The sequence below is a fragment of the Robertmurraya kyonggiensis genome, assembly GCF_005116465.1.
GTDB lineage: Bacteria > Bacillota > Bacilli > Bacillales > Cytobacillaceae > Robertmurraya > Robertmurraya kyonggiensis.
On sequence record NZ_SWBM01000002.1, the window covers coordinates 393651 to 408270 of the forward strand.

Sequence of the window (14620 nt, forward strand, 5' to 3'; positions counted from 1 at the left end):
GGGGGCTTTTCTCATAATTAGAAAGGAAAATGCAAATGAGTTGGCAAGAATTATATGAAAAATGGTTAAACTCTCCTGTGGTAGTTCAGGAACTTAAGGATGAGTTACAAAATATAAAGGATAACACCAAAGAGCAAGAGGACCGTTTTTATAAAAGTCTAGAATTTGGTACAGGAGGAATGAGAGGAGAAATTGGAGCTGGTACGAATCGTATTAATAAATACATGGTACGTAAAGCTTCTGAAGGATTGGCCCAATATATTTTAATGCAAGGTAAAGAAGCGGTAGAGCAAGGTGTAGTTATAGCCTATGATACAAGACATAAATCTCGTGAATTTGCATTAGAAGTTGCAAAAACAGTAGGAACACATGGGATTAAAGCGTATCTTTTTGATGAAGTTACTCCGACTCCTATACTCTCCTTTGCCGTCCGTCATCTTCATGCATACGCTGGCGTCGTGATTACGGCTAGTCATAATCCTTCAGAATATAATGGCTACAAGGTTTATGGCAATGATGGTGGGCAGGTTTCACCAACTATGGTCGATATCATTGTTAAATACATAAATGAAATCGAAGATGAGCTTTCAATCCAGGTTGTAGATGAAGTTGAGCTGAGGGAAAAAGGAATAATTAACACGGCTGGAGAAGAGTTATTAACGGAATATATAAATCATTTAAAAACAATTCAACAAAATAAACAGTTAGTTGAAAAAGTTGCACACGATCTGTCAATAGTTTACACTCCACTACACGGAACAGGAAATATACCAGTAAAAAAAGGATTAGAAGCTTTTGGTTTTAAAAATGTTAATGTAGTGAGGGAACAGGAACAACCAGATTCAAATTTTTCCACAGTATTATCTCCTAATCCAGAGGAACACGAAGCTTTTGAAATTGCTATTTCGTATGGGGATAGATTAAATGCAGATATACTTATGGGTACAGACCCTGATGCTGACCGACTAGGAGTTGCAGTTAGAAATAATTCAGGTAAGTTTGATGTGTTGACTGGTAATCAAATGGGTGCACTTATGTTACACTACTTATTGTTCCAAATGAAGGAACAAAATAGATTACCAGAAAATGGGATTATAATTAAAACAATTGTGACTTCCGAAATTGGCAGAACAATTGCCCAAAGTTTTGGATTACCAACTATTGATACTTTAACTGGCTTTAAATTTATTGGTGAAAAAATAAATGAATTTGAAGAAAATAATAGCTATAAATTCTTATTTGGCTATGAAGAAAGCTATGGATATTTAATTGGGGATTTTGTTAGAGACAAAGATGCGGTTCAATCGGCTGTATTTGCTGCTGAGGTAGCGGCATTCTATAAATCAAAAGGTCAAACCCTATTTGATGGATTAATGGGGATATTTGAACAATACGGTTATTATAAAGAATCTCTGAGATCTTTAACGCTTAAAGGCAAGGAAGGAGCAGAAAAGATTCAACAGATTCTTAGTGTTTTTCGTGAAAGCCCATTTAAGGAAATTAATAATGTGAAAGTGGTAAAAATAGAGGACTACTTAACTTCTACTAGAACAAGTTTTGACACAGATGAAACTACTTCTACCATTGATTTACCAAAATCTAATGTTTTAAAATACTTCTTGGAGGATGGTTCCTGGTTCTGCTTACGTCCATCCGGAACTGAACCGAAGGCAAAGTTTTATTTCAGTGTGAAAGGTAATTCATTAGAACATAGCGAAGCTCTACTTAAAGAATTAGAAGAATCCATCATGAGTAAAGTAGAAAGTTTATTATAAAAGCATAAGTTTTTAAAGAAAAAAGCTGATCCAATCGGATCAGCTTTTGCTTTATTCATCAAGTTCAAGATGCTCTTCTAGAATCGATGTTAACCTTGACTTCTCTTCATTCGATACTTGAAGGTAGTAGATACCATCAATTTTAGTACCTTGACCATTCACAGTAACCTGTTCAATCTCTTTTGCAGCAGTACGGTATTTACTTTGAATTGTGACCATTTGGTCGAAGCTTAAGTCAGTCTTAACATTCTGTCCAAGTGCAGTAAAGATATCTCCAAAATTAGTTAAGGTATTTAAACTAGCACCTTCATCGATAATGGCTTTGATAATTTGTCTCTGTCTTTGCTGTCTACCAAAGTCACCTCTAGGATCCTCATAGCGCATTCTTGAGTATTTGAGAGCTTTTGTCCCATCTAAAGATAGTTCTCCTTCTGGGAAATGTGTACCTTCGTATGTGAAATCTAAATCATTTTGAACAGTGACTCCGCCAACAGCATTAACAATATCCTGGAAACCTTCCATGTTGATTTGAACGTAATGATCTATTGGGAGGTCAAGGAAATTCTCAACTGTAGCGATAGACATTTCAACACCTCCAAATGCGTAGGCGTGATTAATTTTATCTGTGGTACCTTTACCAATAATCTCTGTTCGACTGTCTCTTGGGATACTTAGCATCTTTACTGAGTTTTTGGATGGGTTTACTGCTAATACAATCATTGTGTCAGATCTACCTCTGTCACCTTCACGTTCATCTACACCTAAAAGGAGTACAGAGAAAGGCTGAGCTTTTTCAAGATCAACTTGTTCAGTACGTTTTTCTGATTTTTCTCGATCGATTGGAGCGTGCATTGTATCTACAGCATTTGTTAAGGATCTATATACTGTAAAAGCATAAGTGCCAACTGCTATAAATAACAAAAGGATTACGATTAATAATACTTTTACCCATTTTTTCTTTTTCCTTTTTTGCTTTTTGTCTAAGCGGGAAATCATGTATCTTTCCTCCTAAAAATTCACATATAAAATAGAATAGCACATCTTACGACAAAAACAGACTAAAATTTTTTCTAGCCACTATAAAGTGTATAATGGATGATGACTATTCTGGGGGAACGCTCGAATGTTTTTGTATTAACGTGAATTAGACGCAATTTATGTAAAATAGGTTACACATAATTTTAAAAGAGTGGTGAAATAAATGAAAGAGTTTATTCTTACAGTGGCCGACATCGTTAATAGAATTCATGATTTGATTATGAGAGTATCGCAGGAGTTAGGATTGAACCTAACCGACAAAGACCTCCATATCTGGGTATTTGGTACCATAGGGATCGTTTTGTTCTTTATAGTACATATGATGTTCAAAAAACTGGCGAAATATAGCGTAATATCGATTTCTTTTATCTATACCTTTACAGTGCTGTTAGTCGTAGTATTTGCAATAGAAATACAACAGAAAATTACGGGTAGGGGAGAAATGGAATTTGATGATGCCGTAATTAGTATCTGGGGTTATCTTTTATTTTTTGCATCTTATCTAGTCATAAAAGTGATAGCATATTATTTTAAGAAATTTCGAAGAGGAAAATAATGTGTTAGTCTGAATTTTTATTGCTTTTTCTGCCTAATTTACTAGATAAAAAACGAGAAAATAACACTTAGTGTAAAAGTAAAGTTTCTTAATGTGTATTTTTTAATTCATTTTGATTACTTATGGAAAAAATAATCAGGTCAAGGTGCTTGTTTTTAAGATACAATATTAAGAAAAACAGATCTTTAGGAGGATACGATTTGAAGCAGATAAGAGTTTTACCTCTATTAATTTCAGCCATTTTTATTTTTATCTTGAATCTTTTCTGGAATGACACTTCAATTGCTCAATCTGCTAATATAGAAAAATACTATTATATTAAAGAAACAAAAAAAGCTAATAAAGAGTTTTTTTCAACTAATGATATCCAGATTTATAATCGAGAACTTATTATAAAATTTAAAGGGGATAAGAAGCCTACACTTGAAAAATATGAGGTTGATCTAAAAAACATATCTCCTTCATTAGTAAATAGAGGGTATAGGCTAGTTCAAGTTCAAGAAGATGAGAATTTAGATGATGTTTTAGAAAAACTCAGAAACGATCCAAATGTTGATTATGTTGAACCTAATATCTTAAAAGAACAGCAAGAATTTAGTGATGATCCTTTACTAAGCCAACAGTGGTATCTACAATCAGTTAATGTTTTAGATACATGGGAAATGATGAATAATAATAAAGAAGTTAGAGTAGCTGTCATAGATTCTGGTGTTAGTAGTAGTCATCAAGATTTCAGCGGGAAATTAAATAATGGATTCAATAGTATATCTAAAAACGAAAACATAGACGATTATTTTGGGCATGGTACCAGGGTTGCGGGGATCATCGCTGCAAACACTAATAATAGCATAGGTATAGCAGGGATAAATCCCAATGTAAGCATTATCCCTATTAAAGTAAGCGAGGGTGGTCAGCTAGAATTGATCAATATTATCAATGGTATTTATAAGGCGATTGATAATGGGGCCCAGATTATTAATATGAGTTATGGAGCCCCAGTGTATAGCGAGGCAGAATATAGAGCATTACTTGAAGCTTACTTACGAGGAATTGTTTTAGTTGCAGCATCTGGTAATGATGGAGCTGAAGTTAACTATCCAGCTGCTTATCCATTTGTTATAAGTGTAGGAAGTGTTAACAAAAGAGGTTATAAATCCACATTTTCGAATTATGGAAATGAATTAGATGTTATGGCTCCAGGGGAAGGTATTGTAACAACTGACCTAAATAATTCTTATGTATCGGTCAATGGGACCTCATTTGCCTCACCAGTAGTGAGTGGTGTTGCTTCGTTACTATTAAGTGAACAATCGGGTTTGGGACCTGCCCAAGTGCAGTGGTTACTAGAAAATTCCACAGGAACTTCTTGGAATCCATCCACAGGATTTGGAAAAATTGATGCCTATAAAATGATGACAACAAACTTACCCAATTTAATTAATGATATTAGTAACGATAGCGGTACAGCTAAAACAATTACCTTAAATGCTATGAACCATGAATATTTGCAAATAAACGATGATATTGATTGGTACTCTCTTAGTATATCGAAAACTACTAAACTACATATTGAGTTGGGCCATCCAAACAACGATCTAGTTTTGTGGTTACAAAAAAAGAATGGGGAAATAGTAGAATGGGAAGAATTTGTTGATGTTGGTAATATAGGAGAAGGAGAAAATTATATTATTGATGCTACACCTGGTGAATATAATATAGGGGTTTTTGATTATAACCTAAGATGGTCAAATGAGTCCTATAGCTTGATGGTGAAAAATCTAGAATTAAAAAGGATCTACGGAACGAGTAGGATTGATACAGCTATTGAAATCTCTAAGAGGGGATGGCCGAATGGTTTAACCCATTCTGAAAAAGCAGTTATAATGGCAAGAGCTGATAACCCAGCAGACGCATTAGCAGCGGCAGGGCTAGCGGGGATAAAGGATGCGCCGATACTTTTAACGTACCCAAACTCGTTGAGTGATAATATTAAAAATGAAATAAGAAGATTAAATGCGAATAAAATATATTTGCTTGGTGGACCGTTAGCTATTTCAATAGGAGTAGAAAATGATTTGAAAAAATTAGGTATACCTCTCGAAAGAGTTTTTGGACAAAGTCGTTTTGAAACAGCGTATGCTGTAAATTCCGTCGCGGGATTAGGGAATAGCTCAGAGGTTTTACTAGTAAATGGGATTACGGTAGCTGATGCCTTATCTGCTTCAAGTATTTCTTCTGTGTATAAGAAACCGATATACCTTGCATCGACTAATTATTTACCTATCTCACTTCCATCATCTGTTAAGAAGGTAACAATATTGGGTGGACATTTAGCGATTAGTGATGGACTCGAAAAGTCTCTGAATAGTAAGGGGATAGAAGTTGTTAGAGTACAAGGGCTATCAAGATATGAAACTAATATTAATGCTGTAAAAACTTTTGCTTCACAGGACTCTTTTATCTTAGTAAGGGGAGCATCAACGTCTACGAACTTCGAGGACTATCCTGATGCGGTAACGGCTTCGGGCTTAGCTAATAGAATGAATGCACCTATTGTTTTGATTAATCCATATCGAAATGAGGAAGTAACGTACAATTATCTGAAGAGTCATTTGAATACGACTTATGTCTTAGGTGGAGAGCTTGCAATACCAAATGAAAGAATAAATTATAGGTGAAATACATTATACAAAAAGAAAGTATCAAATCTTGATGCTTTCTTTTTTAAATTTACAGGGGAAATAGGAACTAATATATGTTAAAATATGTAACTGTGTAAAGAAAGTGGGAGGTTCAAGATTAATGCAAACAAGAATTAGATTCAGTACATCTCTTTCCGTTCTAGTAATATTTCTTTTTTTTATCACTTCTCCTGCAAATGCAGAAGCACATCGTATTGCGGGAACTAATCGTTATGACACTGCTGTAAAAATTTCTCAACAGGGTTGGAGTCAATCCAATACTGTGATTCTTGCTCAAGGAATGGATTTTCCAGATGCTTTGGCAAGTGTTCCGCTGGCTTATAAATTAAATGCGCCAATCTTGTTGACTAGACCTAATGAATTACCTGATGAAACAATCAACGAAATCAAAAGATTGCGCTCTTCGAATGTGATTATTCTCGGGGGCCAATTAGCCGTTTCTCTTAATGTAGAAAAGAAATTAATAGAGGACCTTGGGGTTTCGGTAAAGCGGATTGCAGGTGAGAACAGGTTCAAAACAGCGGAAGCTATTGCGGCTCAATTAGGAGATTATGATAAAGCTTTCATCGTTAATGGGTTTAATTACCCAGATGCTCTCTCAATTGGTTCAATTGCTGCTAATAGCGGTGCGCCAATACTCATTACGAATACAACTTCAATCACTGAAGAGACCAAGCAATTAGCTTTGAAAGCTAGCGAAAGATATATAATTGGAGGCGAACTAGCTGTAGATAGCTCAATTCAACAGCAATTAAGCGCTGATCGGATTAGTGGCACAAGTAGATATGATACTTCCGCAGAAATTGTCGATACATTTTATAATGGTTTCACAAATTTATATGTAGCCACAGGAGCTAATTTTGCGGATGCTTTATCAGGGGCTGTATTAGGAGCTAAAAGTAATAGTCCAGTAATACTAGTAAAGTCTGATAGTATACCAGAAAATGTTTCTGCTGTTCTGAAAAAATATCTGTTATCAGATACATATATTTTGGGGGGAGAATTAGCAATCAACCAAAATGTATTGAATAAAATGAATTCGGAACTACCATATGAGGTCCAGGATTCGTCAAAACCAATAATATTTTACATTCCTCATCCAGATGATGAAGTATTAGCTACTGGTGTTGGGATAGAATATTATATCGATAGAGGGTTTGATGTTCATGTTGTTCTCTTAACAAAAGGTGAGTCATCTAATGTGTATCAAGTGCTTGGACAGGATTTTCCTGAAATGACAAAAGATGAATTCGGAGATGCGAGAGTAAGAGAGTTTCAGGATTCTGTTACAAGATTGGGTGTTAATCCTGCTAATTTACATTTCTATCAATACCCTGATATGGGATTAATGGTAGATGATGTTAGGGGTGTAATTGAACAATTCGAAACACTTTATCCTGGTGCAGAGCATCGTACTTTATCCTTCTATGAAACACACCCAGATCATAAAAATTCAGGAATAGCTCTAAATCAACTTTATCATGAGGGGAAAGTACAACATGCTAGATTCTATATATCGCCTTATCTACATGAACAAGTAGAAGGTTTCTATATGCCTGTAAAAAATCCAGAAAAAGTTATAGATGCAGTATACGCATATAAGGTTAATAGTCCGGAAATAGGGCGTTATTCTATAGGCTATCGATCAGTACCTGAACTTTTAACATTATTAGAGAAAAATCCAGTAAGTAAGGTCCATTTACCTAATTAAGAGATTTTACAAAGTAGTTTGCAAAATTTGTAGAATTAGGTGGTATAATTAGGAATGTGAGTTAGAAATAGACAACTAAGGGAAGGGGTACTGGAATGAATTTTAAGATTGCTAAACTGCTAGGGTTTGTCGTCATCTGCTTATTCTTATTTCCTGCAGGAGCACTAGCGGAGAAGGTTCTCGTAATTGATCCTGGACATGGAGGGAGGCATACGGGAACTTGTGGAGTTACTAAGGAATCTCCAAAAGACTTATGTGAACGGGACGTAAATTTATCGGTTGGGTTAAAATTACGTGACTACTTAAAAAACTCAGGAATTAAAGTATACATCACTAGGGAAACGGATACTGAATTTTCCTCTTATTTAGCCGGAGATGGTGGAGACCATCAATTAAGGATGAAAAAGGCGAATGGATTTGCTGCTGGAAACAATGACAATAGTATATTTGTTTCCATCCATCATAATGGCTCTCCTTCAAGCCCGTATGTAAAAGGTTACGAAACTTACTACTATGATGGGGTAAATCATTATAAGTCCGCCTATCCCCCAGATCCAAAACAGCTTACTTATTTAAATGATAGTAAGCGGCTTGCGGAAACTATTCATCCTACTTTCGTAAGTAATTTAAACATGATTGACAGAAAAATACACAATGATCAGAGTTTATATGTAATTAGAAATGCACAAATGCCAGCAGTCTTATTAGAACTTGGCTACATGACGAATAGAGAAGAAGAAAGTCGTGTTAAAACTGCGGATTTTCAAAATAAAGCAGCGCAAGCAATAGGGAATGCAGTTGTTGAGTATTTCAAGGCTTATGACGTCTATAAAAATGGAGTTAAAGTTCAAACATTTAAGAATAGAAATGACGCCATAAACTTTGCTCAAAATACGTCTGGTGTTGTACAAGTATTTGATAAGAACGCTCAAACTTATATTTGGGACAATAATAACTTTGAGGTATATCATAAGACAAACGGGCTCGTTAAAGGTTTTGCTACACAACAAGAGGCGATAAACTTTGCAAATGGGCAATCTGATTCTAGAGTTGTAGAAAAAGCAACAGGTTACACGGTATGGTCTAATTTCGTTACGGCAAATTATGTGGTTCAGGAACAGACTAGTGGGGCAACTACAGAATTTTATGATTATAATCAGGCAGTTAATTATGCAAAGGATAAAGCTAATACAAGAATAGTTAAAAAGGGAACTAATGATGTCTTGTGGACAAATATAGCCAATGAAGGTACTACAAAAAATGTACAAGTAAAGGCTGTAAATGGGCAAACAAGATATTTAACTTCAATTGCAATATCTAGAGACCTTTATCCAAATGGCTTCCCTGATGACAAACAGGAGAGAACAGTTATCTTATCTACGGGGTTAGATTCTGCTGATGCACTTTCAGCTGGACCGCTAACAGCGAAGCTGGAGAATGCGCCTATATTATTAAATAATGCTCAGGCATTATTACCTGAAGTAAGAGACGAATTGATTCGTTTAAGAGCTAATAAAGTCGTGATATTGGGTGGTCCACTTGCTATATCTACTAATATAGAAAATGCGATTAGAGGGTTAGGAATCCAAGTGGAGCGCATTCAGGGACAAAATAGAACAGAGACAAATAATCAAATTAATCAAAGGCTTGGCAATGTAAATGGAGTATTTGTTGCCTCTGCTAGAAGTTTTCCAGATGCACTAGCAGCTGCTCCGATTGCAGCGGCAAACAATTGGGCTATTGTCTTAACCGAGAAGAATGGGTTATCTGATGCGGCTTTAAATTATATTAGAGGAAAACAGATTGCTATACTTGGTGGGGAATTAGTAGTACCAGCAGGTGTAGAAAATCAAATTTTGTCTCAAAATAGTGCTGCAAATGTTAAGAGGCTATCAGGGACAAGTCGATATGATACGTTAGCTAGTATTCTATGGAATTTTAAAGATGTTATGAAGTCAAACACAGTTAACGTATCAACTGGTTTGAACTTCCCTGATGCTTTGTCTGCTGCACCTCTTTCTATACTTAATAAGGCCCCATTAGTTCTTGTTGGCTCTGATGTCAACAAAAACGTGGAATCCTTCTTGTTGAAATATACAGAGGAAAATAGAGTTGAGAACCTTACTGTTGTGGGCGGACCTTTAGCTATACCAGAACATCTGAAAGCAACACTTTCAAATAAGGTCCAATAAAATAATTGATGGCAAACCTCTACAGGTTTGCTATCTTTTTGAAGGGAGAAATCTATGATGAAACAAATAATGATTGCATTGGTTTTAATTCTTAGTATCATCGTCGTCGGTTGTACAAATAAAGAAGAAGAAAAAGTAAACAAAGAAGAGAAAGAAGTGTCCACAGTAAACGAAGTAACAGAAGAAGAGACAAAAGAAGATGCCCCCAAAAAAGAGACTACATTAGATGAAGATTCAATGAAAAGGTATCGTCCTGAGGTGGGAGTTAAAAAAACCTTTATTGAGGCAGGGGACTTTGCTGGATTACAAGAGGAATTTCCTTATGGAAATGAAGACTATATTCAAAGAGTCGTTAGAATTGGTGAATCTGTAGCAGTTCAAGTTTACAAATGGACTGAGAATGAAATTTCATTAGTCCTTGAGGAAAAGGACCTCGAAGATCCAAATAAAAATTATTTGTCAGATTTGAGTGAGGAAGTACAAGATACTCTATACGCGGAAAATGGTGGAGCGAATTGGGAAATAGTAAGCGAGAATGAAACGGTCGAGGTACCATACGGTAAATTTACAAACGTGTATGTATTGAGAAAAGTAACGGATGAGGTAGAAGGTGCTGATACTATTTATACGTATTACATTGCACCAGAGGTAGGACTCATTAAAGAGACATTTGAATTAACTGGTGAACAAGGTTACTCAGCAGAATCAGTATTACAAACTGTAGAAAAATAATAATAAAAGGAGAAAATGGGTGTTTTCTCCTTTTTTTCTTTCTTTCTACAAATCTATTGTAGATAATTGACTACTTTTGTATTATTAATAAGAGAAACGTAGAAAAAATGAAATTTAGGAGGAGATTAAGTGAAAAAACCTCTGTTGTTTTTTGTCTTAATGGCGGTGTTTGTCCAACTATGCTTTGTTCAGTTAAACGCTAAAGCAAGTGGAGGAGAGAATCCAATTGTTTCAGTGAAACTAGTAAACTATTTAGGGAATCAAGGGGATTTATCCATCAAAGTTACGGGTAAATATATTGTTAACGGAGATTCTAATTTTGCTCTATTATCCAATCAAAATTTTTACGTTCGCTATCAAAATGGTAGTTTAAATCTATATCAAGATAATGTATTAATTCAAACATTGGGTTCTTCTTTTACTATATCACCTGAGCAATATGGAACTGCCAATTATGTGTCAATTAATAATCGACCATATTTAGGAGATATCAAGTTTACCATTGAAAGTGGATATATAAGACCAATTAATAGTCTTCCTTTAGAAGATTATCTGAAAGGTGTAGTTCCGTATGAAATGCCCGCTGAATGGAACGTAGATGCGTTAAAAGCACAGGCGGTTGCAGCAAGAACTTATGCTCTTGGAAAAATAAATAGTACTATAAATGATACAATTAGTTACCAAGTGTATGGTGGTTATGTTTGGAATAGTAGTACCTATAATAATTCCAATCAGGCTGTTAATGAAACTTCAGGACAAGTTCTTAGATATAATAATGCTCTTATTTCTGCAGTTTATTCATCAAGTAATGGTGGTCATACAGAATCCAATTCAAATTATTGGGGGTCTGCACAAGTGGCGTACCTGCCGTCGAAACCAGATCCATATGATCCACAAAATTCTTGGAGTCTATCACTAAATAAACAACAAATTAACATCAGTGGGCTAGATTTACTGAATCCTGACGGTTGGTGGTCTCAGGTTTCTGAAAACTCTTCAGATCGTACTATTTTAAATAATATTAAAACCTATATAAAGAATAATTACCATTCAAACGCCGATATTAAGATTGTAGGAATTCCAAAATTGGAAATCGGAAACGAACAAACAGTCTCAAGTACTGGTAGTTCTACAGGTAAGAAGAAATATGGCTCAATCAACGTTCAATATTTGGTGAAAAATCCTGATGGAACATATATTAGAAATGAAGGTAACCAGTTGCCTAATAACTATGCTACTTCTTTGTATGGGACATCAAGATATGATACAAGTGTAGCAATTGCAAACCATGGTTGGAGTTCATCTGATGCAGTAGTACTCGGTCGTGGTGATGTACCAGTTGATGCTTTAACAGGAACAGTGCTAGCTAAAAAGTATGATTCCCCACTTTTACTTACGAATAATAGTAATGTACCAGAGGCTGTGTTAAATAAAATTACCTCACTGAATCCGAGTACAAGAAAAGTTTATGTTTTAGGTGGTCCACTAGCAATTTCAGATAATGTGATTTACCAGCTACAAAATCGTGGCTTTCAAGTTGAAAGAGTAGCAGGAGGATCACGTTATCAAACAGCTGTAAAGATAGCGGAACAAATACCAGCTTCATCTACATTGTTTTTAACTAGTGGAAGTAATACTTCTCCAGATGCTTTATCTGTAGCATCCTATGCAGCGAAGAATCAAATCCCGATATTATTGACTGGCGTAAATTCACTATCGGAAGATGTTAAACAATTTATCAGAAACCGTTCAATATCGAAGGTCTATGTAATTGGAGGATATTTGGCGATTTCAGATCAAGTTATAAATGAATTAAGGTCGTTGGGCGTAACTTCCGTTGAACGTGTAGCGGGTACTACAAGATATGATACAAGTGTAGCGATTGCTAAGAAGTTCAATTACGATTTAAGTACCGTATTTTTTGCTCGAGGAGATATATTCATAGATGCCCTCCCAGGTGCTGCATTGGCTGCAAGATTTGATGCACCCGTTATCTTAACAAAACAGAATGAATTCCCTACTGAACCAAAAAATTGGCTAAAAAACTTAGAGGTTCGACCTAATATTTACTATTTGGGTGGAGATTTAGCAATTAGCCCGACAACACGTAATCAAATTAAGAATGCACTTCTTGGTGACATCAAGTTGCACACTTTGGCAAAAGATAATGTTAATATTAGTGTGCTTAGAAGCATGTTAGGTGGGACTTTATTTAAGAGTTACCATGTAACTGGTGTTTCTGATAATGGTACAAAGGTTACAGTAAGTGGTAAAGGTTATGGTCATGGAGTGGGAATGAGTCAGTATGGTGCAAAAGCTATGGGAGACCAAGGTAAGAGCTATACAGAAATACTCAATTTCTATTATCCAGGAGTGGTCTTAGGTAATTAATTATTGTGGGGTGCAGAGGATAACAACTCTGTCCCCTTTTTTAATAGAAATTATATATTTGAAATAAAACATTCATAACTCCGTCATACTATTATAGTTGTATTTTATGGAATAATTGCGGTATACTTTTTCTTTAGAAGAAGCATAGTTTGTAAATACGTCTTTATTAGAAAAGGTGATTAAGAAGATGTCAAAAAAAGTTTGTATTGTTGGTTTAGGATATATAGGACTTCCAACAGCAGTTATGTTTGCTAACCATGGCTATCAAGTACATGGTGTTGATATTAATGAAAAAGCAGTTGAAATGTTAAAAAATAAGGAACTTCATATTGAAGAACCTGGATTAAAGGAACGACTTGTGAGGGCTATAGATGGTGGTCATTTTACGGTCTCTACTGTACCAACAGAAGCAGATGTTTTTATTATTGCGGTACCTTCACCGATAAATGATAATAAATGCGCAAACATGGATTATGTAAGTGATGCAACAAAGTCTATTGTTCCTTTTGTTAAGAAAGAGAATCTTGTTATTCTTGAGTCAACGGTTCCACCAAGAACTGTTGTTGATGTCATGGTACCAATTTTAAAAGAAACACAGTTGGAAATTGGTGAGGAATTATACGTCTCTCATTCTCCTGAGCGTGTCATTCCGGGGAGAGTTTTTGAAGAATTAGTTAAGAATGATCGTATTGTTGGTGGAATTAATGATAAATCATCTCAATTAACAGTGGACTTATATAAGGCTTTTGTTAAGGGAACTATCCATGTGACAGATGTTACCACAGCGGAAATGGTTAAGGTCATTGAAAATACGTATAGAGATGTAAATATTGCGTTTGCTAACGAGTTAGCAAAAATTAGTCAGAACATTGGAGTCAATGTGTGGGAGGCGATTCAATTGGCGAATTTCCATCCACGTGTAAATATCCATTTACCTGGACCTGGAGTAGGTGGCCATTGTATTGCTGTTGATCCATGGTTTATGGTTGAATTGCAACCGGAATTAGCACAGATTATCAACCTTTCACGTCAAACCAATGATAGTATGCCTGCTTATACTGCACAAAGAGTTAAAGAGATCTTAAATAATGAAGGCATTGTGCATCCTAAAGTTGCGGTATTAGGACTCGCATTTAAGGCTGATATAGATGATATGAGAGAGAGTCCTTCTCTCGAAGTAATTCATCATCTTAAAGTGCTTGGCATGGATGTTTCTGCTTTTGATCCACATATCAAGGAAAACAAGATAAAAGAACAGACTCAAGATATTAATGAAGCAATGGATCATGCGGATTTAATTCTTGTTTTAACTAGTCATAAAGAGTTCGTGAATTTAGAACCAACGGATTTCATTAATAAGATGAGAACACCGTATATTTTTGATACCAAGAATTGTATCGACAGAACAATTTGGAGAAAAGCTGGGTTTACAACCAAGTTATTAGGGGACTCTAAAAACTAACATCTTAATTTACAGTCCGTGGTAGCATTCTTGCTACTTAGGACTTTTTTTATGTGAAGGT

Annotated in this window: 9 protein-coding genes; 8 read left to right on the plus strand and 1 reads right to left on the minus strand. The window is 35.4% G+C overall.

Annotation, left to right across the window (positions count from 1 at the left end; translation table 11 throughout):
* Window positions 1-29 precede the first annotated feature (29 nt).
* A complete protein-coding gene (locus FA727_RS13120; RefSeq protein WP_281280892.1) occupies window positions 30-1775 on the plus strand; it encodes a phospho-sugar mutase in 1746 nt (581 codons plus the stop codon).
* Between the two features lie 51 nt (window positions 1776-1826).
* Here FA727_RS13120 and tagU read toward each other — a convergent pair whose 3' ends face one another.
* On the minus strand, window positions 1827-2771 hold the full coding sequence (gene tagU / locus FA727_RS13125) for a polyisoprenyl-teichoic acid--peptidoglycan teichoic acid transferase TagU (protein ID WP_136831466.1): 945 nt from the start codon (window positions 2769-2771) through the stop codon (window positions 1827-1829).
* A 226-nt stretch (window positions 2772-2997) separates the two neighbouring features.
* Between tagU and FA727_RS13130 the strand changes: the two genes are divergently transcribed.
* The 7 genes from FA727_RS13130 to FA727_RS13160 all read left to right on the plus strand — a co-directional run bounded on the left by FA727_RS13130 (window position 2998) and on the right by FA727_RS13160 (window position 14559).
* On the plus strand, window positions 2998-3369 hold the full coding sequence (locus tag FA727_RS13130; protein WP_306461673.1) for a hypothetical protein: 372 nt from the start codon (window positions 2998-3000) through the stop codon (window positions 3367-3369).
* Between the two features lie 200 nt (window positions 3370-3569).
* The gene (locus FA727_RS13135) at window positions 3570-6047 is read left to right on the plus strand and encodes a S8 family serine peptidase (protein ID WP_158318859.1); all 2478 of its coding nucleotides are present in this window, start codon (window positions 3570-3572) and stop codon (window positions 6045-6047) included.
* A 124-nt stretch (window positions 6048-6171) separates the two neighbouring features.
* Entirely contained in the window at window positions 6172-7782 is a 1611-nt protein-coding gene (locus tag FA727_RS13140; RefSeq protein ID WP_136831471.1) for a cell wall-binding repeat-containing protein, read from the plus strand.
* Window positions 7783-7877: 95 nt separating this feature from the next.
* Window positions 7878-9974 carry a cell wall-binding repeat-containing protein gene (locus tag FA727_RS13145; RefSeq protein ID WP_136831473.1) on the plus strand — a complete coding sequence of 699 codons (2097 nt, stop codon included), beginning with the start codon at window positions 7878-7880 and terminating at the stop codon, window positions 9972-9974.
* A gap of 57 nt (window positions 9975-10031) precedes the next feature.
* A complete protein-coding gene (locus FA727_RS13150) occupies window positions 10032-10706 on the plus strand; it encodes a hypothetical protein (RefSeq protein WP_158318861.1) in 675 nt (224 codons plus the stop codon).
* Between the two features lie 129 nt (window positions 10707-10835).
* Window positions 10836-13097, plus strand: coding sequence for a SpoIID/LytB domain-containing protein (locus FA727_RS13155; RefSeq protein ID WP_136831477.1), 2262 nt, complete (start codon window positions 10836-10838; stop codon window positions 13095-13097).
* A gap of 187 nt (window positions 13098-13284) precedes the next feature.
* Window positions 13285-14559 carry a nucleotide sugar dehydrogenase gene (locus FA727_RS13160; protein ID WP_136831479.1) on the plus strand — a complete coding sequence of 425 codons (1275 nt, stop codon included), beginning with the start codon at window positions 13285-13287 and terminating at the stop codon, window positions 14557-14559.
* Window positions 14560-14620: the final 61 nt, after the last annotated feature.